At 29.2% G+C, this 22945-nt stretch carries 24 protein-coding genes and 1 tRNA gene; 18 read left to right on the top strand and 7 right to left on the bottom strand.

The features are described 5' to 3' along the window. Positions 1-147: IS3 family transposase (locus IO99_RS18745; protein ID WP_156964345.1), on the top strand; the 147-nt coding region annotated here is incomplete at its 5' end. A 74-nt stretch (positions 148-221) separates the two neighbouring features. Here IO99_RS18745 and IO99_RS12005 read toward each other — a convergent pair. Then, entirely contained in the window at positions 222-485 is a 264-nt protein-coding gene (locus tag IO99_RS12005; RefSeq protein WP_035133720.1) for an ATP cone domain-containing protein, read from the bottom strand. 247 nt (positions 486-732) lie between these two features. On the opposite strand from IO99_RS12005, the gene IO99_RS12000 reads away from it, so the two are divergent. Further along, positions 733-1656 (top strand): DMT family transporter, encoded by a 924-nt coding sequence (locus tag IO99_RS12000; protein ID WP_035133718.1) that lies wholly within the window; start codon positions 733-735, stop codon positions 1654-1656. A gap of 78 nt (positions 1657-1734) precedes the next feature. On the opposite strand, the gene IO99_RS19840 is transcribed toward IO99_RS12000, so the two are convergent. Beyond that, positions 1735-2286, bottom strand: a complete 552-nt coding sequence (locus tag IO99_RS19840) for a metal-dependent hydrolase (RefSeq protein ID WP_035133716.1) — start codon at positions 2284-2286, stop codon at positions 1735-1737. 336 nt (positions 2287-2622) lie between these two features. Between IO99_RS19840 and IO99_RS11990 the strand changes: the two genes are divergently transcribed. The 5 genes from IO99_RS11990 to IO99_RS11970 all read left to right on the top strand — a co-directional run bounded on the left by IO99_RS11990 (position 2623) and on the right by IO99_RS11970 (position 6908). Then, entirely contained in the window at positions 2623-4626 is a 2004-nt protein-coding gene (locus tag IO99_RS11990) for a S9 family peptidase (protein ID WP_035133713.1), read from the top strand. A 44-nt stretch (positions 4627-4670) separates the two neighbouring features. Continuing rightward, the gene (locus IO99_RS11985) at positions 4671-5012 is read left to right on the top strand and encodes a hypothetical protein (protein ID WP_035133711.1); all 342 of its coding nucleotides are present in this window, start codon (positions 4671-4673) and stop codon (positions 5010-5012) included. Between the two features lie 92 nt (positions 5013-5104). Next, positions 5105-5584, top strand: a complete 480-nt coding sequence (gene def / locus IO99_RS11980; RefSeq protein ID WP_035133709.1) for a peptide deformylase — start codon at positions 5105-5107, stop codon at positions 5582-5584. A gap of 358 nt (positions 5585-5942) precedes the next feature. Next, on the top strand, positions 5943-6335 hold the full coding sequence (locus IO99_RS11975) for a hypothetical protein (RefSeq protein WP_035133707.1): 393 nt from the start codon (positions 5943-5945) through the stop codon (positions 6333-6335). A gap of 6 nt (positions 6336-6341) precedes the next feature. Beyond that, a complete protein-coding gene (locus IO99_RS11970; RefSeq protein ID WP_035133705.1) occupies positions 6342-6908 on the top strand; it encodes a flavodoxin family protein in 567 nt (188 codons plus the stop codon). Here the strand turns inward: IO99_RS11970 and IO99_RS11965 are convergent. Further along, positions 6905-7099, bottom strand: coding sequence for an aspartyl-phosphate phosphatase Spo0E family protein (locus IO99_RS11965; RefSeq protein ID WP_035133703.1), 195 nt, complete (start codon positions 7097-7099; stop codon positions 6905-6907). The two genes, IO99_RS11970 and IO99_RS11965, sit on opposite strands and share 4 nt — an antisense overlap. A 346-nt stretch (positions 7100-7445) precedes the next feature. Between IO99_RS11965 and IO99_RS11960 the strand changes: the two genes are divergently transcribed. The 3 genes from IO99_RS11960 to IO99_RS11950 all read left to right on the top strand — a co-directional run bounded on the left by IO99_RS11960 (position 7446) and on the right by IO99_RS11950 (position 10232). Then, on the top strand, positions 7446-7646 hold the full coding sequence (locus tag IO99_RS11960; RefSeq protein ID WP_035133744.1) for a DUF896 domain-containing protein: 201 nt from the start codon (positions 7446-7448) through the stop codon (positions 7644-7646). Positions 7647-7708: 62 nt separating this feature from the next. Beyond that, positions 7709-8620 carry an HPr(Ser) kinase/phosphatase gene (gene hprK / locus IO99_RS11955; RefSeq protein WP_035133701.1) on the top strand — a complete coding sequence of 304 codons (912 nt, stop codon included), beginning with the start codon at positions 7709-7711 and terminating at the stop codon, positions 8618-8620. A gap of 205 nt (positions 8621-8825) precedes the next feature. After that, the gene (locus IO99_RS11950) at positions 8826-10232 is read left to right on the top strand and encodes an aminopeptidase (protein ID WP_035133699.1); all 1407 of its coding nucleotides are present in this window, start codon (positions 8826-8828) and stop codon (positions 10230-10232) included. An 85-nt stretch (positions 10233-10317) separates the two neighbouring features. Here the strand turns inward: IO99_RS11950 and IO99_RS18455 are convergent, their stop codons facing one another. Then, positions 10318-10782 carry a DUF4883 family protein gene (locus tag IO99_RS18455; RefSeq protein ID WP_051824074.1) on the bottom strand — a complete coding sequence of 155 codons (465 nt, stop codon included), beginning with the start codon at positions 10780-10782 and terminating at the stop codon, positions 10318-10320. Between the two features lie 181 nt (positions 10783-10963). Between IO99_RS18455 and IO99_RS11940 the strand changes: the two genes are divergently transcribed. From IO99_RS11940 to IO99_RS18445, 4 genes are all read left to right on the top strand, one after another. Beyond that, the gene (locus IO99_RS11940; protein WP_035133698.1) at positions 10964-11173 is read left to right on the top strand and encodes a DUF3006 domain-containing protein; all 210 of its coding nucleotides are present in this window, start codon (positions 10964-10966) and stop codon (positions 11171-11173) included. Positions 11174-11416: 243 nt separating this feature from the next. Continuing rightward, positions 11417-13111, top strand: coding sequence for a [Fe-Fe] hydrogenase large subunit C-terminal domain-containing protein (locus tag IO99_RS11935; RefSeq protein ID WP_035133695.1), 1695 nt, complete (start codon positions 11417-11419; stop codon positions 13109-13111). Next, positions 13104-13856 carry a SpoIIE family protein phosphatase gene (locus IO99_RS18450; protein ID WP_051824073.1) on the top strand — a complete coding sequence of 251 codons (753 nt, stop codon included), beginning with the start codon at positions 13104-13106 and terminating at the stop codon, positions 13854-13856. Before IO99_RS11935 ends, IO99_RS18450 begins: the two co-directional genes overlap by 8 nt. A gap of 148 nt (positions 13857-14004) precedes the next feature. Next, the gene (locus IO99_RS18445; protein ID WP_051824072.1) at positions 14005-14274 is read left to right on the top strand and encodes a hypothetical protein; all 270 of its coding nucleotides are present in this window, start codon (positions 14005-14007) and stop codon (positions 14272-14274) included. Between the two features lie 75 nt (positions 14275-14349). On the opposite strand, the gene IO99_RS11925 is transcribed toward IO99_RS18445, so the two are convergent. The 3 genes from IO99_RS11925 to IO99_RS11915 form a co-directional block, all read right to left on the bottom strand. Further along, positions 14350-16068 (bottom strand): S8 family peptidase, encoded by a 1719-nt coding sequence (locus tag IO99_RS11925; protein WP_035133693.1) that lies wholly within the window; start codon positions 16066-16068, stop codon positions 14350-14352. Then, positions 16065-17924: a S8 family peptidase gene (locus IO99_RS11920; protein WP_035133691.1), complete on the bottom strand. Its 1860-nt coding sequence runs from the start codon at positions 17922-17924 to the stop codon at positions 16065-16067. The genes IO99_RS11925 and IO99_RS11920 overlap by 4 nt, the downstream gene beginning before the upstream one ends. Before the next feature lie 124 nt (positions 17925-18048). After that, positions 18049-18135: transfer RNA gene (locus tag IO99_RS11915), tRNA-Leu, on the bottom strand. A gap of 158 nt (positions 18136-18293) precedes the next feature. Here IO99_RS11915 and glsA point away from each other — a divergent pair. The 4 genes from glsA to coaE all read left to right on the top strand — a co-directional run bounded on the left by glsA (position 18294) and on the right by coaE (position 22933). After that, positions 18294-19208 carry a glutaminase A gene (gene glsA, locus IO99_RS11910; protein WP_035133689.1) on the top strand — a complete coding sequence of 305 codons (915 nt, stop codon included), beginning with the start codon at positions 18294-18296 and terminating at the stop codon, positions 19206-19208. Then, complete coding sequence (locus tag IO99_RS19835; RefSeq protein ID WP_423219426.1) at positions 19187-19351, top strand: DUF554 family protein; 165 nt, start codon at positions 19187-19189, stop codon at positions 19349-19351. The genes glsA and IO99_RS19835 overlap by 22 nt, the downstream gene beginning before the upstream one ends. Positions 19352-19707: 356 nt before the next feature. Further along, positions 19708-22341, top strand: coding sequence for a DNA polymerase I (gene polA, locus IO99_RS11905; RefSeq protein WP_035133740.1), 2634 nt, complete (start codon positions 19708-19710; stop codon positions 22339-22341). Continuing rightward, positions 22328-22933 carry a dephospho-CoA kinase gene (gene coaE, locus IO99_RS11900; protein WP_084178163.1) on the top strand — a complete coding sequence of 202 codons (606 nt, stop codon included), beginning with the start codon at positions 22328-22330 and terminating at the stop codon, positions 22931-22933. The genes polA and coaE overlap by 14 nt, the downstream gene beginning before the upstream one ends. The last annotated feature ends 12 nt before the right edge of the window (positions 22934-22945 follow it).

The following is a 22945-nucleotide window of genomic DNA, read 5'->3' as shown; positions in this document are numbered from 1 at the left end:
GATGAAACAAATCTAAAAAATTGTGAAACCTTTGAAGATCTATTATGTGAAATTGAGGATTACATAGATTATCATAATAAGTATAGATGCCAATGGAACTTAAAAAAGATGACTCCTGTTCAATACAGAAATCATCTTTTATCTTAGGGTCTTTTTATAAAATGTCCTTGACTTAGGGTACATTTTAATTAACTACTGTGCTTTTTATAACTGATTTAGGATTAAAGTATATTTAGCATATATGACTTAGCTATGCTTTTATATCCATATTTAATTAATGCTTCTACTACAATACTTCTTACTTCATAACCAGTAGTTATTTCTCTAGATAAAGATATTAAGATTGACTCTACATCTGAAACAATTAGTTCTAGTTCTTTAGAGTTAAGTTGAATATCTACATCAGAGCCAGCATTTTCAACACTAGTTTTAATTTTTGATGGTTCAAAGGAAACAACATTTCCATTCTTCTTTATAAATTTCATTTAAACGCCTCCTTACTATAGTTATTATTCACACATAAGTTTATTTATAGTAATTATACACTTAAATATATAATAATAACACATATTTAAGTAATAAAATTGTAGTACTAATAAAATTTTATTTAAAAGAGGAATAATGAAAAATTTGTAGAATATGATAAGTATATGTTAAAAAACATATAGATTATTCATTATTAGAAATAAATTTTCTCATAATGAAAAAGGTTTAAATTGAAAGGGGATTATTATGACTAAGACTCAACTAAAGGCAAATATTTTACTTCTACTTACAGCTGCAATATGGGGGTTAGCATTTGTAGCTCAAAAGGTAGGTGCAGAACATGTAGGGGCTTTTACATATAATGGTATTAGGTTTGCCCTTGGAAGTATTTCATTAATACCGTTAATTTTATTTTTAAATAAGAAAAAGAGAGAAAATGAGGAAACCCAAAATAATGATAGAGATTCTTTAAAGCTTACAGTTAAAGCCGGGATAATTGCGGGTTGTGCCTTGTTTATAGCAACAAGTCTTCAGCAAATGGGAGTTATGGGTACAACTGCTGGAAAGGCTGGTTTTATTACTGGACTCTATATGGTTATAGTTCCTATATTAGGATTATTTTTAAAGCAAAAGGTTAATAAAAGTACTTGGATAGGAATAGTTATAGCAATTATTGGATTATACCTATTAAGCATTAATGAAGATTTTTCTATATCAAATGGTGATTTATTAGTACTAATAGGATCTGTAGGATGGGCTGTACATATTTTATTAATTGACAACTTTACTAAAAAAATAGATCCATTAAAGTTATCAAGTGTACAATTTGCTACATGTTCAATTTTAAGTTTAGTAATGGCTATTATATTTGAAGATATTAATATGGTAGGGATTTCGGGAGCTATGGTATCAATATTATATGGTGGGCTTTTATCTGTAGGAGTTGCCTATACTCTTCAAGTAGTAGCACAAAAAAATGCAAAACCGTCACATGCAGCTATACTTCTTAGCATGGAATCTGTATTTGGTGCATTAGGAGGTGCTATGTTCTTAGGAGAAAGAATTGGTGCTAGAGGCTTAGTTGGATGTATACTTATATTTATAGCTATAATAATTTCTCAACTAAAGCCTTCAGAAAAAGGTTCAAAAGATATGGTAGAAAATATTTAATATTATATTAAAGCTTGTACTATAGCTACTGCAATTATGAATGTAGTAGATTATAATACAAGCTTTAATCATAGTAGGTTATAGTAGAAAATAAATATAAATTTTATAAATATAATATGATAATGGTAGTAAATATAAAATCTTTAATATTTTATTAAAGATTTTTTCACCTATTGAATTAGTTTTAAGATTAAGGAAATTAATATTAATTTTTAGTGGAAATAATAATTCTACCCCTTGGTGAGTAAATAAATCTAGAAATATATGTGATGCATACCCAAACCAAAAACCATAGCATAATATTTCTATTACCACATTCCAGTTGCTTATGTAAATAAAAAAAATATAAACTATATATAATACTATTAAACACAGTAAACTATGGGTAAAACCTCTGTGTTTAAATTTTTTACCTAAGGATTTTGAAATTAATGGATATCTTTTGCTTATATAAGAACTTTTAAGATCTATATCAGGAAATAGTGCTCCAATATTTACTGCACGAAAATATAAAATTATCAATAGTAACTGATAAATTAATAAGTAATTGTTTAAGTTCTTTAGGATCATTGGGTAAATAGTTATAACTCCAACTAAAAATCCACCAGATTCATGTGTTTGTTTTGTCATTTTTTCACCTGTCATCTTCTGTTTTACTACTAATTATTAAAGCTATAATATCTGCTCAGTAGTTAAATACATTATATATTAATTATAGGGTTACGTACATATGTTTTTGTGATATGTATTATAAAATTTTGATAATGGAATTCTATATAAATCAAGTAAGAGAAATTTAAAAAAGATATTTGTTTTATTGTTCTGCAAGGAGTAAAGCTGTACAATGATTAATTGGTTTAGCTTAAGAAAAAAATAGTGAAGTATGTCAATAAGTCATATTATAATAATTACAATGAAGTTAAAATATGGTATAATTATTTTAATATGTAATTGGAGGGGAGCGTCATGAAAAACATTCAACTAGAAGATTTTACAAAATATAATTTTTTATCATCTCTAAACTTTTCACCAAAGGGAGATACTGCTTGTTTTGTAGTGTCTAATTGTAATTTAGAGGATAACACATATGATTCTAATTTGTGGCTTTATGATTTAACTTTGAATAAGTATCATCAATTGACTGCTTTTAATAAAGAAAGAAGTTATATATGGCTCCAAGATAATGAGACTATATTATTTCAAGGAGTAAGGGATAGTAAGGATAAAAAAAAACTTGAAGATGGTGATGAATTTACTCAATTCTACAAGTTAAGTATCCGTGGTGGAGAAGCTGTTAAGGCTTTTAAAATCCCTATGTTGGTTGAAACTATAGTTGAGGTGGATGAAGATACATTCCTTTTTACAGGGATTCATAAAGTTGGGAGAAAAAGTTTAATTGGACTTTCTGACGCTGAAAAAGTTGAGGAATTAAAGTCTAGAAAAGAAGAGAAGGACTATGAAGTTTTAGATGAGATTCCATTTTGGAGCAATGGTGGTGGATTCACTAATAAAAAGAGAAGTGGATTATATAAATACGTAGTAAGTACAGAGGAGATAAACTTAATAACTGATGAGTATACTTCGGTTATGTCATTAGAATTAAGTGAAGATAAAAGTAAGGTAGTATTTGCTGCAAGCTCCTATAAAGATAAGGCAGCAATTAATGATGAGCTATATATTTATAATATTAAATTAGATGAGCTTTCTTTAATTAACGGAGAAGAAAAATTTTCTTATAGCTATGTAAATTTCATGGATGAAGAGAAATTAATAGTACTTGGAAGTGATATGCAAGAATATGGAATTAATGAGGATGGTAGATTCTACCTAATAGATATAAATACTAAGATTAAAACCTTATTAACTCCAGATTTTGATAAAAGTACATGGAACTCTGTAGGTTCAGATTGTAGATATGGAGGAGGAAAATCTATTGTAAGAGATAGTAAATACTTATATTTTATAACTACAGAAATAGATAGTTCTTATATAAATAGAATCAATATAGATGGAAATATAGAAAAAATAAGTTTTAATAAAGGGTCTATAGATTGTTTTGATGTTAAGAATGGTAATATATTATTTATAGGCCTTAGAAATCAAAAATTACAAGAAATATATTCTTTAAAAGATGGTAGTGAGTGTGAAATTTCAAAATTTAATCAGTGGATTCATGATGAATTAAAAATCTCGAAACCAGAAAGAGTTGAGGTTGAAACAGAACCAGGTGTTGTAATAGAAGGATGGGTATTAAAACCTGTAGACTTTGAAGAAAATAAAAAATATCCTGCTATTTTAGATATTCATGGTGGACCTAAAACTGTATATGGTGAAGTTTTTTATCATGAGATGCAACTTTGGGCTAATATGGGGTACTTTGTATTCTTTTGTAACCCAAGGGGGAGTGATGGTCATGGGAGAGCTTATGCAGACATTAGAGGGAAATATGGAACTATTGATTACCATGATATAATGACTTTTACAGATATAGTTTTAGAGAGGTATAAAAATATTGATGTAAACAATGTAGGGGTAACTGGTGGATCTTATGGAGGATTTATGACTAACTGGATAATTGGTCATACTGATAGATTTAAAGCTGCAGCATCTCAAAGAAGTATATCTAACTGGATTTCTAAGTTTTGCACTACAGATATAGGGTTCTATTTTGTAGATGATCAAAATGGTGGAACTCCATGGAGCGATGAGGATAAATTATGGTATCATTCACCGCTTAAATATGCAGATAAAGTTAAGACACCAACTTTATTTATACATTCAGAAGAAGACTATAGATGTTGGTTAGCTGAAGGTATACAGATGTTCACAGCTTTGAAATATCATGGAGTTGAAGCTAGACTTTGCATGTTTAGAGGAGAAAACCATGAGCTTAGCAGAAGTGGAAAACCAAAGCATAGAATAAGAAGAATTACAGAAATAACAAATTGGTTTGAAGAACATCTAAAATAATTGTATGAATTATAAATGAAAAAATTCAGAATAGGAGGAGTAATATGGCTATGACTTTTAAACTTATATCCTTAATTTTAATAATAATCTATGGTGGATTATCTATGTTTGCTTGTGCTATGGCCATCAAAGAAAGTAGAGAAAGTATTTTCCCTAACTTATTGATGATTACAGGAAGTATAGCTATTTTACTTGCTTCTATTACACAGTTTAAAAGTGGAAGTAATATGTTATACATACTTTTGTTAGGATTGATATCAATACATGTAGCTGCAGTAATTCATGGATATAAATTATTTAATAAGCTGAATTTAAAACATCATATACTAAGGGGATGTATTTCTTTGATAATTTTAATATGCTATTATGTAGGTTATTTTTCTTAGTATTTTAGTAAGATACTAAAAACATAGGATGAAAAATATATAAAAATATGTTTTAATATACTTATGAAAGAATATGAAAGGGGTAACTTAAGATGGCAGTAAAGAAGATAGTTCAATATGGAGATGAACATTTAAAAAGGGTTAGTGATACTGTAGTTGAGATAAATGAAGAAATAAGAGATTTAATTCAAGATTTAAAGGATACATTATCAACGGTTGAAGGTATTGGACTTGCAGCTCCACAAATTGCTGTAAATAAAAGAGTTATATTAATTGACTTAACGCCTGATAATTCTTCGCCTTTAATACTGATTAATCCTAAAGCTATTAAAGTATCTAAAGAAACAGCTAGGGATTATGAGGGATGTCTTAGCTATGTGGGATATGAAGGATTGGTTGAAAGACCTACAAAAATGATAGTTGAAGCATTAAATGAAAATGGTAAACTTATAAAGTATGAAGTAGAAGATTTTATGGCAAGAGTTTTTTGTCATGAGATGGATCATTTAGAAGGAATTCTTTATATGGAAAAAGCTGATGAAATGTATGAATTAGTGGAAGGTAAAGAATAAAAGTTATTTATTGGTAATGTGAAAATAGATGGAACTGTTAAAAGGTTATTTATAAATATAACCTTTTAACAGTTCTTATTTATTTTGTGAATTTAAAGTTATTATAAATAACTTTAAATAGGCTATTTAAAAACTTTAATATAGATTTATACTAAAATTTAGATTATTATATAATAAAGGTAAAATTTAAGCTTTATTATGTAATAAGTGAAAGTATATAATATAAAGAAATACATAAACAAATATTAATTTATAAATTTAGTGAATTAAAGAAATCTTGCATATAGAGACTTAGAAATGCAGAAATTAAGTAAATGTAGTAGAAATATAATAAATAAAAATAAAGGAGTACTATACTATGAATAAACAAGAGATTATAGAGATTTTAGAGGATAATGCTTTAGAAAATATTACAGAAATAAAAAAGCATGATCACTGCTTCATAATTAAATTTTCTTACGAATTTGACGAGTTAGAAATTGAAGGAGCTAGAGAATTTGCCAATGAAGATTGTGAAGAAAAAAGAGAAGGAGAACAATGGTATGAAGAGTATTTTCTACCTTATTTAAATGATACTGCAATAGATAATATTAATGACATAGTAGATGAAATTTCAGAGGAGTATGATTTAGATTATGAAATGTTGTCTTATGAGCTTTCAGAAGAGGATTATGGCTCAATGAATTTTTTAGTTGCATTTTATAGAGAAGTTTTACCTGTAGATATTGATGAATTAATTATGGAGTTATAATTAATTATGAAAAAAATAATTATAATAAATGGTTCTCCCAATAAAGAAGGTCACACAAATAAAATAGTAGATTCAATTTTGGAAGGTATTAATCCCAACGTGGAAATAAAGCATATTAATTGTTATGATATGAATATTAATCCATGTATTGATTGTAAATATTGTAGTAAAGTATTAGGGGAGTGCTCAATTAAAGATTCTATGACTGATATTTATAAACATATACAAGAATGTGATATAATCATTTTAGCATCTCCTATGTATTTTGGTATGTTTCCATCACCATTAAAATCATTGATAGATAGGTGTCAAGTGCTCTGGAGTAAAAAGTTTATTTTTAAACAAAATACAAAAGAACGAAAACAGGGTATATTTATATTTAATGGGGGCAGTTCATGGAATAATATGTTTAACCCTATGGAAACTATAGGTAAATATTTTTTTAATACCCTTAACTGTGATATTTCATTTAAACTATATATAGACAATACAGACATAAATTATAATTATATTAATAAACATTATGATGATATTTTAAGATGTCAAAACATGATAAATGTGGAAGTGCATTAGGCTAATTTCTTATGTTTTTTATCATTATTAGAATTATTACTCATCTTTTGATATTCTACGATATATTCATCTAAATGTTGAGAGCATATTACAACAATATTATCTGTAGGTCTCTTAAATCTAAGCAGTACATGTAGTAGTAGTTTAAAAGATTTAATTTTTTGATTTAGGAATTTAAATTTTAATAACATACCATCACATCCTTAAACTTTATATTTTTATTTTAACAGAGATATAGCATAATGTTAATGATTATTAATAGTCAAATTCATATTAAGTTTTACAAAAATCACCATAAAAGCGATAAATATATCATAAAAAACTTATAAGTAAATATATGAAGATGACTTAAAGCCATTTCTCGGATATCGAAGTAAATATAATAATACACTTTGCGACATGCAACAAACAGAAATTTAAAATAATTAAAAAAATACCTATAAACAATACTATAATTCACATCATAGTAATTATTTGGGGGAAGTTACTATATAATCGTATAATAGACTATTAGGAGGAAAAATGAATAAAGAATATATAAATATTGATAATATGAAAATAGAAGAAGTTATTGAGGAAATAAACTTTTTATATAAAAAGAGCCAAGAATCTGGTTTAACAGAAGCTGAAAAAAATAGACAGCAAGTTTTGAGAAGAAGGTATATAGATAATGTTAAAAGAAATTTTAAGGCTCAGATTAGTGGATATAAACCTGTAGACCCAAAACATAATAATTAGTAAAATAGAATTTAAGTAAACAATAATTATAAATGCAAGATATGAGGTAGGGGAGGCGTAAGATGGGAGTACAAGTTTTAGATTTAGTTAACAACTATAATTTAGAGGTTTTAGTAGAAGGAGATTTAGAATCTAATATTGTGGTAAGTGAGATAAATAGGCCTGGATTACAATTTGCTGGTTTCTATGATTATTTCGATAATAAGAGAATTCAAGTTGTAGGTAAAACTGAGTGGAGTTATCTAAAGTGTCTTGATCCAGAAGTAAGGATACGTAGAATAAAAAAATACTTTTCTTTCCCAATACCTGGAGTAATAATTACAAGTGGATTAAAAGTACATGATGAATTTTTAGAAGAAGCAAGAAATAAAAATGTTACTGTTCTCAGAAGTATTGATAAGACTACAAAATTCATTAATAGGGTTAGTAATTTTTTAGACTCAGAGTTAGCTCCAGAAACTAGGCTCCATGGTGTTTTAGTAGATGTGTATGGAATTGGCATATTGATTATAGGAGAAAGTGGAATAGGAAAAAGTGAAGCAGCATTGGAGCTTATTAAAAGAGGTCATAGGCTTGGAGCTGATGATGCAGTAGATATTAAAGAAATAGATGGAAAGTTATATGGTTCTTGTCCTTATATAACTACAGGAATGCTTGAAGTTAGAGGTATGGGGATTATTGATTTATCAGCAATTTATGGTAGTAGCTGTATAGTTTCTCAAAAAAATATCAACTTAGTTATTTCTTTAGTTAACTGGGACGTAAATGATAAATATGAAAGACTTGGAGTAGATAAAGAGTATATGGAGATACTAGGGGTTGAGGTAGAGAAAATAGTATTACCTTTAAAGCCAGGGCGTAACATAGCAGTTATAATCGAAGCTGCAGCAGCTAATTTTAGATATAATGCCACATCAAATTGTACTGCGGTAGAAACAATTGAAAAGAGAATCATGGATAGTCAAAATCCTTAAGAGTTTTAGTGCAAAAAATATAATTTAAAGAATAATTTTATAAAAATTTTAAGTTGTATTAGGCACTTACTTATAAAGTTTACTGTAATAAATTTAAATATAGTATACATTTGAAATTTTCACAAATTTGAATTGTAAATCAATTTGAGTTGAGTTAATATAAAAGTATAATTATATGACTATGATTTTATTGGGAGGGATTTTAGTGGAAGATTTAAAAAAATTAGAAAAGAAATATGAATTGGTCTGGGATAAATACGGAAAGGAAGACCTTGATAAGGCATTCGAATTATCAGATAGATATATAGATTTTATGTCAAAGTGTAAAACTGAAAGAGAATGTGTTACTGAATTCATAGAAATGGCAGAAAAAGATGGATATTTAGATATAAATCAGTGCATAGCTGAAGGAAGAAAGCTTAAAGCTGGAGATAAAGTTTATGCAAATTGCATGGGAAAAACTCTTGCATTATTCTTAATAGGAACAGAACCTATAGAAAAAGGTTTTAAAATATTAGGAGCACATGTTGACTCACCAAGACTTGATCTAAAGCAAAATCCATTATATGAAGATTCAGATTTTGCAATGCTTAAAACTCATTACTATGGAGGAATTAAAAAATATCAGTGGGTTACTATACCTCTAGCAATTCATGGTGTTGTGATTAAAAAAGATGGAAGTGTAGTAAACATAGTTATAGGTGAAGATGATAGGGAGCCAGTAGTAGGAATATCAGATTTATTAGTTCACTTATCTGCAGATCAAATGGCTAAGACATTAGCTAAAGGAATCGAAGGCGAAAGTCTAAATGTATGTGTTGGATCTATACCAGTAGAAGATAAAGAAGCTAAAAATAGAGTTAAACTTAACATATTAAGACTTCTTAATGAAAAATACGGAATTATAGAGGAAGACTTTGTATCAGCAGAGCTAGAGGTTGTTCCAGCAGGAAGAGCTAGAAGTTATGGTTTAGATAGCTCAATGGTTATGGCCTATGGTCATGACGATAGAATATGTGCATATACTTCTTTTGAAGCAATGATGAAAATTAAGAATACAGATAAAACTTGTATCACATTACTAGTAGATAAAGAAGAGGTTGGAAGTCAAGGTGCTACAGGAATGCAGTCAAGATTCTTTGAAAACACTGTAGCAGAACTTGTAAACCTTGTTGAAGATTATAGTGAACTTAAAGTTAGAAGAGCACTTGCAAATTCTAAAATGCTTTCTTCAGACGTAAGTGCAGCGTTTGATCCAAATTATCCATCAGTAAGTGAAAAGCAAAATAACGCATTCTTCGGTAAGGGTGTGGTATTCAATAAATATACTGGAGCAAGAGGAAAAGGTGGATGTAATGATGCAAATCCAGAATTTATTGCTCAATTAAGAAGAGTAATGGATAAGCATAATGTTTATTGGCAAACATCAGAACTTGGAAAAGTTGACCAAGGTGGCGGTGGTACTATAGCATACATTCTTGCTGAATATGGAATGGAAGTTATAGATTCAGGTGTAGCTCTACACAATATGCACGCGCCATGGGAAATTGCAAGTAAAGCAGACATATATGAAACTTGCAGAGCTTATGAGGCATTTTTATTAGATATCTAATTTAATTAGAGCTGGTAGTCATCGGATAAAATATATAAGGTAGAAGAAATATTCTTCTGCCTTTTATATTTTCATTTATTGCTAACTATTCTTCTGTAAAGTACTTACAAATGCCATATAAGTTATAGGAAATTGGCACTTCAGTAATATTTAAGTAATCAACTTCATATTTACCATCCCAATCATAGATAGATATATATTTTTCGTTAAATATAGTTATGCCATATTTTTTATTTGGGAATTCAATATATACTTTATATTTATAAGATTCAGGTAAATCATTAGGTTTTTTTATGAAATAGCTTTCATCTAAGGAATTTAAAAAACTAACAATATCTTTAGATTCTGTAGAAGGAAAATCAAATTCTTTAAAAAATTCTTTATAAAATACAGAAATACGTGTTGGCTCTGATTTATTAAGATTGGTTACTAGTTCTTGAGTATAATAATCAAGATATGTTTTTTCTTTATTTAGTGATGAATTTACCTTTGTACAGCCAGTGGTTATTGTTATTATAATAATAAATAAAATTAAAAATTTCTTTTTCAAAATATCAACCCCTCTATTCCTTATAAATTATGAAAGTTAAGGTGTAATTATTACTACTAATAAGAAAAAATACTAGGTATAATATGTATAAATAAAAATGCAATATTTGTATTGTAAATATTTACCATTTAATTATAAAAATTATGTTTATTATTAATAATAGTATAAAAGGAGGAAGGTTATGATAATTATAGATAGGTTTGAAGAAGAGTACGCTGTATGTGAAAAGGAAGATATGGAAATGGTAAATATACCAATTATGTATTTACCAAAGGGCGTTAAAGAGGGAGATTGTATGGATTTAGTTAATGATAAATATATTATTAATAATAAAGAGACGGAAAAACTTAAGAAAGAAATTGAAAAACTTACAAATAATATGTGGATATAATAGTGTTAATTTAATCAAAAAGATATGTTAAGCATATCTTTTTTTATGGAAAACAATATACTTTATACATATATACACTAAGAAAATAAAATTATAGAATATATTTTAGCACTTGGAATTTGAGTCTTAGTTAGAATTGACAATTATACTATTCGGCTATACAATTGAGTTGTTAAAACTTTATCAAATTGATATTGTTAAATAGTTTACATTATTTATTTTATGATAGGGGATAGATTTTCCATGGGTATACTGAAATTTAAAAAAGCTAATTGTAAGAACTGTTATAAATGCATTAGAAATTGTCCTGTTAAAGCTATAGAGGTAAAAAATCATCAAGCTCAGATTATTGAAAGAGATTGTATTTTATGTGGTAATTGTATGGTTGTTTGCCCTCAGAATGCCAAAGAAGTTCGTAATGATGTATTAACTATAAAGAATTTGATCAGGGAGGGGAAACAGGTCATTGCTAGTATAGCGCCTTCTTATATTTCAAATTACAACGTTACTCAGTTTTCACAATTTGCTAATGTGCTAAGAAAGCTTGGATTTAGTAATGCTTTTGAAACGGCGGAAGGAGCATACATAGTCAAAAGTGAATATGAAAATTTGATTAAAAATCATTGGAAAAATATAATTATATCTTCATGTTGTCCTACGGTTGTTAAATTAGTTCAGAAGCATTATCCAGAAGCGATAAAGTATTTAGCACCTGTAATTTCACCAGTGCAAGCTCATAGTAAGTTATTGAAAAGTAATATAAAGGATGCTATTGTTGTGTTTATTGGTCCATGCATATCTAAAAAAGAAGAATGTGGAAGTGGAGAAGAATACAATGATATAACCATTACTTTTGAAGAATTAGATATTTGGATAAATGAAGAAGGATTAAAATTTGAAGATAATATAAACATAGATAAAAACACTTATGTTTCAAGATTATTCCCCATAACTGGAGGAATTTTGAATACAATGAATAAAAGTTCTGAGTATAGATATATTGCTATTGATGGTCTAGATAGTTGCATAGAAACCCTAAAAGAAATAATTAATAATAATCTAGATAATTGTTTTATTGAAATGAGTGCGTGTAGTGGTAGTTGTATAAATGGACCAGCATCATCTCATAACAAAGCCTTACGCATATCTTCAATGAATAAGGTAGAAAGTATAGCATTGAATGAATGTAATCCTACTGATTTTGATTTGAAATATAGTATTGATACAAGTAGAAGAATTACAGATGAACAAGTAGTTGTTCAATCTCCTAGTGATAGGGAGATTAGCAGTATATTAAGAAAAATGGGGAAAAACAGTATTGAGGATGAATTGAACTGTGGAACTTGTGGGTATTCAACTTGTAGAGAAAAAGCAATAGCAGTAATTTTAGGAAAAGCAGAAATAAGTATGTGTTTACCCTATATGAAGGAAAAAGCAGAATCTTTTTCTGATAAGATTATAAGTGTTACACCTAATGCTATTCTTACTGTAGATACTAATTTAAAAGTTCAACAGATTAATAAATCAGCTTGTGATATATTTGAAATTCAAAATTCCAGAGATATTATTGGTTTTTCAGTATCTAGAATTTTAGATGAATTTGATTTTATAAAGGTAATTAGCAAAGAAGAGAATGTAGCAAATGAAAATGTTTACTTACCTGAATACGGTAAGTTTGTTAAACAGAATTTTATATATGATAAAAATAGCGGAATTGTTATTTGTATAATGAAGGATATAACTAAACTAAAACTAAAAAGAGAGAAATTGATTAAAGAAAAGACACTTAGAGCAGAGATAACTGATAAAATTGTTGAAAAGCATATGTGTATTGTACATGAGATTGCATCATTACTTGGAGAAACAGCCGCTGAAACTCAAGTAGCACTTACAGACCTTAAAGAAGCAATACTTATGGAGGAAGAGGATTATGACTAATTTGTTTTTGGAAAGCGGATTTGCAAGCTTTAACAAACATGGTGAATCTATCTCTGGAGATTTTTATACTACAATAAAAGGTAAAGATAAGACCACATTTGTATTGTCAGATGGGTTGGGAAGTGGTATTAAGGCTAATATACTAGCAACTTTAACATCAAAGATATTAGGCACCATGATGGCTAGTAATATGTCTATAGAGGAAAGCGTATATACAATAGCTAAAAGCTTACCAGTTTGCAAGGTTAGAAATATGGCATATTCAACTTTTACTATACTTCAAATTTATCAACGAGGTGATGCATATTTAGCACAATTTGATAATCCGTCGGTAATTTTAATTAGAGAAGGGAAAAACGTTGTATATGATTCAATGTGCAAAGTTATATATGAAAAAGAAATATATGAAAGCAATATTAAGCTTTATATAGGAGATATGATAATACTTTTAACTGATGGAGTTACAAGTGCTGGTCTCGGAAGAACTACAAAAAATGGGTGGAGAAGAGAAAGTGTTATAGAATACGTTCAGAGATGGTACACTCCAGAAATGTCACCACAAAGGATGGCAGCAACCATAGCAAATGCATCTATGGATTTATATTTAAATTCCCCAGATGATGATATAACCGTTGCTGTGTTTAAAATTTGTGAGAGAAAAGTAGTAAATCTTATGATAGGTCCACCAGAGCATAAAGAAGATGATAATAAGGTATTAAAACTTTTTTTTTTCAAGAAAAGGTAAGAAGATAATTTGTGGAGGAACTACGGCTAAGATAGCAAGTAGATATTTAAATAAACCTATTGTAATAAACAATAATACATGCAATGAGGAAATACCGTCAACTGCGTGTATTGAAGGAGTAGATTTAGTTACAGAAGGAGTTATAACTTTGGAAAAAGTTTTAAAAATTGCCAAACAATATAGTATTACATCAAATATATCCTTAGATTTAAGGAATAAAATAGACGGAGCTTCTATGATAGCCAAAATTTTATTTGAAGAATCAACTGATATAAATTTTTTTATAGGGAATGCAATAAATCCTGTTCATGATGATTCCAACAGTCATATTAGCTATACTATAAAATTAGGAATAATAAGAGAATTAGAAAAGATACTTAGTGATATGGGTAAAAATGTTAAAGTGAGTATGTGTTAAAAAAGAGTTTTAAAGAAGAAAAGTTACAAAACCCTAATCATAGTATGTTTTATGATTAGGGTTTTACCAGTATAGTTAAATCATATTTTGAAACATTTGAAGTATATTTAATAATCCATAGCCCCATTGAGGATTAGGATATATATCACCAAGACGTTGTACAGCGCCTCTTGCAATATAGGTTTTTATACTTTGAGAATACATGTAGGGATCATTAAGTCTAGTAAATCCCCATTCAAATAACATGGCACAAGCACCAGCAACAACAGAAGCAGCTACACAGGTGCCATTAACTGTTGCAATTTCGTTGTTAGGAGCTACGGCTATAGCATTTACACCACCAGCTGCTATATCAACGTAATTAAATTTAAGGTCGTTAAAACCTGCACCGGAGTAGTTTAGAAGATAATTATTATTTTGATTATAAGCTGCAACAGAGATTACATAAGGGGAATTGCTTGGATTAGTAGATGTTCCAAAGGGATCTGCATGGCTAAAGTGAGTACCACCAACAGTTAAGCCTTCTTCTGGAATCCAAGCATTAAAGTTACCTTTTAATACAGTATTTGTAATCAATCTAAGTTTCCATATGCCAGATTGTATGTCATAAAATCTAATTCGAATTAATTCATCACCAGTAATATCTTCAGGTAAATAGTAATTAACCTTAACTGAAGTCTTTTCGAATATATAATCATAATATTCTGTACTATTAATTACGGCCCCAATAACACCAGTGCTTTCACCAGAGGGAGATATAATTTCTACTGACATGATGTTAGGTGAATCTACCCAAATATCCATCCATAAACTATTTTGCTCTGGAGATACATCAACTTCTACTATATGAAGTTCTCCAGGTTCGGATAATATTCCAGAAGCATGGCATCCTTTATCTCTTTGATTCCCAGTTGGAACAACAACTACAAGTCCACTATTTTGGCTTAAAGACTCTATATACTGCTCTAAGATTCCAGTTCCATAATGGTTACCTAAATTTGTACCAAGAGGAAAAAGGATGACCATTGGTTTAGATGAAGTTAAAGAATATCTATATAAAAATTCTAGGGCTGCAAAAATAGTAGTTATATTATAAAGGGGAACTTTAACATTAAATTGTGATTTATAGGAATAATCTTCGATTAGTTTTACAATTACAAAATCGCAATTTGGGACTACACCCTTTAACTGAGGATTTTTACCAGTGGCTCCAATTATCCCAGCCATATTTGTACCATGACCAATTTCATCTATGGTTGGTACTATATCATAGGGGGATTTCCCTTCTCTAGCTGCTTGTATAGCAGATTGAATATCATCTTTTTCATATACAGTACCGTATGGAATAAAGTAATCTAAAGTTTTGCCATTAGAAGGTATTGTTTGATCCCAAATACATTCTATTCTAGTTTCTCCATTATCCCTCATAAATTCTTCGCTTAAGTAATCTATACCTGTATCAAGAATTGCTATATTTACACCACTGCCATTTAAGGTTAAGGGGAGATCCAACTGTAAGAAACCTACTTGAGAGGCCTCAGTAGGGGTAATCTGTTGAAGGGTATACATTTCAACTGGTTTTACATATACAATGGATGGGTATTCAGGGTCACCAACAGATATTTCTACGTTGTTAGGCAGAGATATGATTGCATACCTATCATTAATTATAGTTAAATAGTGACTCGGCTCTTGAGTGATGTCTTGTTGAATATTTCCTTGATACTGAACAATATAATGATCGTAATTTATATCATGAAAAATGTTATCTGGAACATCTAAATGTCGCTTCATATAAAATCACCTACAATACATTTTGGAATTCTTATAAACATATTATTAGTAGTATATACAATATAATCATCACTTTTATTATATTCATCGCAAGTGTTCGCTCTGTTAAGAGATATATTTGTAGAATAGGATCTACTTATAAAGTTAAAAACACCTAATAGGTCTAAATATCCATATCCTAATTCCTGATTAGGAAAACGGTAATAACTGCTCCTAGCTGCACCATGCATTAGATAGCTTCTAATTTTTTGAGAATACATAGTTTGATCATTACCATTAATAATTCCCCATTCTAATAATATTGCACAGGCTCCTGCAACTATAGCAGTTGCAGCAGAACTACCAGACATGGTGGTAGTGCCACCAGTAACTTTTGTTGTTAAAATATTTGTGCCTAAAGTAGCTATATCAGGATTGATTAGGTTGTTGGTATTAAAACCTCTTCCAGAAGTGGAAATTAAAGCATTATTTTCACCATAATAAGAAACAGTAACAGTATTAACAGCTGTTGATGGTTCGGTTAGTGTATTTAATGGGTTAGGTTGAAGAAATTCGGTACCACTAGGTAAAGTACTATGAGGCTGTAGCCAAATATCATATCGTCCATCAATTAAATATTCTCCTATTAGCCTAAAGGTCCATATGCCAGGTTTTATGTCATAAAATTCTACATGTATAACTTCATGGCCAGTAAAATGTTCAGGATTAAAATATAGTACTCTTGATCTAGTGTTTAGAAATACAAATTTAGTATTCTGTTCATTAACATCTTTAGATTTTAATAGGCTAGAGCTTTCACCAGTAGGAGATACTATGACCAAAGAAGCTCTGTTTGGCTTTTTAACCCATATGTTAAATGTGAAAAATTTCATTTCTTTTGTTATTCTAAGCTCTAGGGATGAGGGGTCAGTTTTATTTTTAATATAACCAGTAGCATGGGTTTGAGCAGCTCCTTCATTTCCGACGCCAGCAACGATACATATTCCTCTAATAGTACCTATAGAGGACACATATCTAGAAATCAAGCTATTTCCATCGTGGCTACTTTCTGTAGAACCTATACCTAAATATATGACCATAGGTCTTTTAAGTTCAACAGCAACATTTTTTAAATATTCGATTCCAGATACGATTTCACTGGCATTATATACTGGGGTATACTCTACACCATTTTCTAATAGGGCTTTTCTAAAATTAGTAGATTCAAAGAGCTTTACGATTACAAAGTCACTGTCATTAGCTATACCTCTTATGTCAGAGTTATTACCTCTGGCACCTATAATACCTGCAACCTGTGTACCATGTCCAATAGTATCTTTAGATGGTACAATAGTATAAGGGTCTTCGTTGTTTCTATAAGCTTTAATTGCTGCATTAATTTGATCATTAGAATAAGTAGTACCCATATAGGTGCTAGAACTATTGTTTGAGATAGTTTGATCCCATAGGCTAATTATTCTTGAGGTATCATCTTCTCTAATGAATTCTTGATTAAGATAATCTATACCTGTATCTACAACACCTATTAGAACTCCTCTGCCAGTTAAGTTCAGATAAGGATTTATTAATATGGAATTTATGTTACCCACAGAAGGAGGAGAAGTAGATTTTGAAGTTTCACCTAATACAAACATTTTTCTAAAATCGAAAAAAATAATTTGGGGAACTTCTTTTAACAATCTATTCATTTCTAAATGGGATACTGCTACTACAGCTAGATTATCTGTAATTACATCACCACAAGCATAGGATATTTTATCTATTTGTTTTTTAAACTCATCTTTATTTTTATATTGAACAAGAAAATTAGATACATTTTCATCGTAATATAAACTACAATCTCTTGAATTAATCATAGATACTCCCAATAATAGTACTTTATATTATTATTATATTTCAGTTTAAATATTTCATGATATCATTTGCTAAAATAAGTTTATAATATAAAAAAACCTCTTGATTAATCAAGAGGTTTTTTACTGGTGCCGGTGACCGGGGTCGAACCGGTACGGTGTTGCCACCACGGGATTTTGAGTCCCGCACGTCTGCCAATTCCATCACACCGGCTAGTACATTTAGTATTTTACCACAATATCCTAAGGATTACAATAGTATTTTTATCTTAGATAAGGATGGTGTAGAAGTTAATACTTAAGTATTGAAAAATAGTTACTTGATTAATATAATAAAACTGTAAGTAATTAAATCAGAGGGGAGACATGATAATGAAGAGGATCTTGGAAAATATAATTGAAGATTGTAGAAAATGGACAAGTAAAGGTGAAGTGGCTTCATATATACCAGAACTTGCAAAAGCTAATCCAGAAGCTCTAGGTATTTGGGTTACCAATTTAGGTGGTGAAGAATATTTTGCAGGTGATTGGGATATTAAATTCACAATACAAAGTATGTCTAAAGTAATAACCCTAATGTTAGCAATCCTAGATAATGGTACAGAATACGTTTTCACTAAAGTGGGAATGGAGCCTACAGAATCAGGATTTAATTCTATAACTAACTTGGAAACTCATGAACAAAAACAACCATTGAATCCTATGATAAACGCAGGAGCAATTGCAACAGTGTCTTTAATTAATGGAGAAACAGCTGATGAAAAAATAAATAGAATACTTAACTTTACTAGAAAAATAACTGGAAATGATGAGATAGGTATAAATTACAATGTGTATGAGAGTGAAAAGAAAACAGGAAATAGAAACAGAGCATTAGCTTATTACATGAAGGGTAATGGTATAATAGAAGGAGATGTAGAGGAAATTTTAGATGTCTACTTTAAAGCTTGTTCTATGGAGATAACTTGCAAAGATATAGCTAGGATAGGAGCTATGCTTGCCAATGATGGAGTTCTTATAAATAATGAAAGAGTTATATCCAGAGAGGCATGCAGAATAGTTAAAACCATAATGGTTACTTGTGGCATGTATGATGCATCTGGAAAGTTTGCTGTACATATAGGAATTCCAGCAAAGAGTGGAGTTGGTGGAGGAATAATGGCTGCAGTACCTAGAAGGATGGGAATCGGAGTTGTAGGTCCTGCTCTTGATGCTCAGGGAAATAGCATAGGTGGAATCAAGATTCTAGAAAAATTATCCCATGAATTAGATTTAAGTATATTTTAGAAGTTGAAAAACAATGTAAGGGTAAAAATACATCTATTGCAGAAATGACTTGTGCTGGTTCACTTTTAATTATTGAATTAGCCTTAAATATGATGAAGATATCAAGATTTAAAGTTAAGAATTATTTACCAGCAATTTTTTGATTAGTTATTATTTATTTGTTTATATAAATACTTAGTTGTATTTAGAAATATATTTTTGCATTTAATAAACCTTCTAAGATATAGATTTAATCTATATCTTAGAAGGTTTATTAAATTAGATTTTATTAAATAAAATCTATATTATACTTATAATGAAGATGAATGAAAACTTATATTTAAAAATTACAAGTTTTATTGTTAATAACATGAAGTAATGATATAATCATTTATCAAAAGAATCCTGTTTATTTACTTGACTTTAGGCTCAAAAAAGTAAAGAATAATATAGGGGATAATAAGAAAAAATGAAGGAATTCAATAAAAGTGATTAAATAATTTGAATGGATGTGATTAAAATTAATAGAGAAAGCTTAGCTGTTTTAGATGGAAATAGCTTACTATATAGAGCATTTTATGCTATACCAGAACTTACAACAAAAGAAGGCGTTTATACTAATGGAGTATATGGGTTTTTAAATATGCTTCTTAAAATTAAAGAAGATATAAATCCAGATTATATTGTAGCTGCCTTTGATAAATCTTCTAATACATTTAGACATAAGGAATATGAAGATTATAAAGCAGGAAGGAAGAAAACACCTCCAGAGCTTTCCATGCAATTTCCTATAATAAGAGAAATATTATCCAAGATGGGAATAAGCGTATTTGAGTTAGAGGGATATGAGGCAGATGATTTAATAGGTACTATATCTGTTTTAGCAGAAGAAGAAGGTATGGAAGTTTATGTGGTAACAGGAGATAAAGATGCTCTTCAACTAGCTACAGATAACGTTAATGTAGTTATAAATAAAAAAGGAATTACAGAAAAAGAGATATATAATAAAGAAAGATTTATTGAAGATTTTGGGGTAACACCTACTCAATATATAGATGTGAAGGGCCTAATGGGAGATAAATCAGATAATATTCCAGGAGTTCCGGGGATAGGTGAGAAGACTGCATTTAAGTTAATTAAGGAATATGGTAGCATAGAAGATGTTTTGATGAATATATCTAATATCAGTGGTAAAAAACTCAAAGAGTCTCTTCAAGAGTATAGTGAACAAGCAATTTTTAGTAAAAAGTTAGCTACAATTATTACTAAAGTTCCTGTAGAAATACCTATGGAGCAGTTAAGAACTAAAGGAAACTTTAACAATTGTGAAGTTAGAGATATGTGTCTAAAATTACAATTTAAATCTCTTCTTAATAAATTTGAAAATCTTTCACAAGATAGTTCTGAAACTCCTGAAAATCAAAGATTAGAAGTTGTTGATTATAAAGTTATAAATGAAATTAAAGATTTGAATGATGTTATACCTAATATAAAAAATAGGGTTTTTGTAAAGTTATATGTGGAGGATACAAGTAATTTTGCCAAAATTATGGTAAAGACCATAGGAATATTGTCAGAAGGTCAGGTGTATCTACTTTATTGTGATAAATTGCTAGAAGAAGATAGAAAAGGCTTTATAAATGCAATGAAGATAATTTTTCATAATTCTAGCCTTGAAAAAATTACCCATGGTATTAAATATGGATATACTGCTTTTTTAAAGCTTGGTATTGATTTAGACCTAGTAAATTTTGATGTGGAAATAGCAGCTTACTTATTAGATTCATCAAAATCAGAGTATTCCATAAAAACACTTTACGAAGAAAGGCTAGGAAAGACATTTGACGGAGATGAAGACTCCCTTAAAGCCAATGAAATTGTAGCTCTTGAGAAAATATATACAATCCTAAAAGAGGAAATTGAAAAAGAAGATATGGAAGAACTACTGTTTAAAGTAGAACAACCGCTTACTAAGGTTATATCATATATGGAATATGAAGGGTTTAATATCAATAGAAAAGAATTGGAGAATCTAGGAACTAAATTTAGTGGAGAGATTGATACTCTTACAAAAGAGGTATACCATTTGGCAGGGGAAGAATTTAATATAAATTCTCCTAAGCAGCTTGGAAAAATATTATTTGAAAAACTAGACCTACCAGTAATAAAGAAAACTAAAACAGGTTATTCCACCAATGCGGAAGTACTCGATGCTTTAAAGGATAAACATGAGATAATAAATAAAATTTTATATTTTAGACAAATTACAAAACTATACTCTACCTATATAGAGGGACTTAAAAATGTAATAGATGAAGATGGAAGGATACATTCCAACTTTACTCAAACTGTAACTACTACTGGCAGATTATCTAGTACAGAACCTAACCTTCAGAATATACCAATCAAAAATGAGAATGGAAGATCAATAAGAAAAGTTTTCATACCACACAATGAAGATTCAGTAATTTTGTCGGCGGATTATTCACAAATTGAACTTAGAGTTCTTGCGCATATTTCTGAAGATGAAAATATGATAAAAGCTTTTAGAAATAGTTTAGATATCCATACTTCTACAGCATCAGAAGTATTCAATGTGCCAATTGAAAATGTAACTAAGACAATGAGAAGTAATGCAAAGGCTGTTAACTTTGGAATTGTTTACGGAATAGGTGATTTCAGCTTGGCTCAAGATTTAGGGATAACACGAGGAGAGGCTAAAAAGTATATTGATACATACCTTGAGAGATATGGGAATGTACAAAAGTATATGGATAGAGTAATTGAAGAAGCAGAAGAAAATTCTTATGTAACAACACTTCTTCATAGAAAAAGATATATTCCAGAAGTAAAATCTTCTAATAAAATTGTAAAAGCTTTAGGAAAAAGATTAGCTATGAATGCACCTATTCAAGGTAGTGCAGCAGATATTATAAAGATTGCCATGGTGAATGTTGCTAATGAGCTTAAATTAAAACAACTTAGGAGTAGATTAATTTTACAAGTTCATGATGAACTTATACTTAATGTATATAAGGATGAACTTGACTTAGTAAAGGATATAGTTAAGAAGGAAATGGAGAATGTACTAGATCTTAAAGTTCCCCTAGATGTAGATATTTCTATAGGAGACACTTGGTATGAAGCAAAATAATATATTAAGAGTAGGTTTAACAGGGGGCATTGGTTGTGGAAAAAGTACCATAAGTATGATTTTTAGGGAAAATAATATTCCGGTTATTGATGCAGATAAAATTTCTAGAAAAGTACTTGTGAATCATCCTAATATTTTATTAGAAGTAAGAAGAGTTTTTGGTGATGAATATTTTGATGAAAATGGTGAGTTTCTAAGGCGTAAAATGGGAAATCTAATATTTTCTGATAAAAATAAAAAAGCTCAATATGAAAATATAATAATGCCTCATATTTTTCATGATATATTTAGTGAAATAAATAAATATAATGATATAGGAGAAGAAATGTGCATAGTTGATGCACCTACATTAATAGAAAGTAAACTTCATACTTATATGGATAAGATAATAGTTGTTATTGCCAGCGAAGAAATACAGTTAGAGAGAGTTATGAGACGAGATAATTTTTCAATGGAAGAAGCAACTATAAGAATAAATAATCAAATGAGTACAAAAGAAAAATGTAAGTTTGCAGACTTTATCATTGATAATAGTGGAAATCTGCAAGAAACTAGGATTAAAGTGATGAAAGTAATAAGCAAGCTTAAATAGATTAGGGGGAAA

Origin of the sequence: Clostridium sulfidigenes (assembly GCF_000732635.1) — a bacterium.
Taxonomy (GTDB): Bacteria; Bacillota; Clostridia; order Clostridiales; family Clostridiaceae; genus Clostridium_J; species Clostridium_J sulfidigenes.
This window is presented reverse-complemented; position numbering and strand designations above follow the sequence as displayed.

What these genes read in the sequence shown, in the direction of transcription:
- IO99_RS12005 (WP_035133720.1), bottom strand. Translation starts at nt 485, where the DNA reads ATGAAATTTATAAAGAAGAATGGAAATGTTGTTTCCTTTGAACCATCA.
- IO99_RS12000 (WP_035133718.1), top strand. Translation starts at nt 733, where the DNA reads ATGACTAAGACTCAACTAAAGGCAAATATTTTACTTCTACTTACAGCT.
- IO99_RS19840 (WP_035133716.1), bottom strand. Translation starts at nt 2,286, where the DNA reads ATGACAAAACAAACACATGAATCTGGTGGATTTTTAGTTGGAGTTATA.
- IO99_RS11990 (WP_035133713.1), top strand. Translation starts at nt 2,623, where the DNA reads ATGAAAAACATTCAACTAGAAGATTTTACAAAATATAATTTTTTATCA.
- IO99_RS11985 (WP_035133711.1), top strand. Translation starts at nt 4,671, where the DNA reads ATGGCTATGACTTTTAAACTTATATCCTTAATTTTAATAATAATCTAT.
- def (WP_035133709.1), top strand. Translation starts at nt 5,105, where the DNA reads ATGGCAGTAAAGAAGATAGTTCAATATGGAGATGAACATTTAAAAAGG.
- IO99_RS11975 (WP_035133707.1), top strand. Translation starts at nt 5,943, where the DNA reads ATGAATAAACAAGAGATTATAGAGATTTTAGAGGATAATGCTTTAGAA.
- IO99_RS11970 (WP_035133705.1), top strand. Translation starts at nt 6,342, where the DNA reads ATGAAAAAAATAATTATAATAAATGGTTCTCCCAATAAAGAAGGTCAC.
- IO99_RS11965 (WP_035133703.1), bottom strand. Translation starts at nt 7,099, where the DNA reads ATGTTATTAAAATTTAAATTCCTAAATCAAAAAATTAAATCTTTTAAA.
- hprK (WP_035133701.1), top strand. Translation starts at nt 7,709, where the DNA reads ATGGGAGTACAAGTTTTAGATTTAGTTAACAACTATAATTTAGAGGTT.
- IO99_RS11940 (WP_035133698.1), top strand. Translation starts at nt 10,964, where the DNA reads ATGATAATTATAGATAGGTTTGAAGAAGAGTACGCTGTATGTGAAAAG.
- IO99_RS11935 (WP_035133695.1), top strand. Translation starts at nt 11,417, where the DNA reads ATGGGTATACTGAAATTTAAAAAAGCTAATTGTAAGAACTGTTATAAA.
- IO99_RS18450 (WP_051824073.1), top strand. Translation starts at nt 13,104, where the DNA reads ATGACTAATTTGTTTTTGGAAAGCGGATTTGCAAGCTTTAACAAACAT.
- IO99_RS11925 (WP_035133693.1), bottom strand. Translation starts at nt 16,068, where the DNA reads ATGAAGCGACATTTAGATGTTCCAGATAACATTTTTCATGATATAAAT.
- IO99_RS11920 (WP_035133691.1), bottom strand. Translation starts at nt 17,924, where the DNA reads ATGATTAATTCAAGAGATTGTAGTTTATATTACGATGAAAATGTATCT.
- glsA (WP_035133689.1), top strand. Translation starts at nt 18,294, where the DNA reads ATGAAGAGGATCTTGGAAAATATAATTGAAGATTGTAGAAAATGGACA.
- coaE (WP_084178163.1), top strand. Translation starts at nt 22,328, where the DNA reads ATGAAGCAAAATAATATATTAAGAGTAGGTTTAACAGGGGGCATTGGT.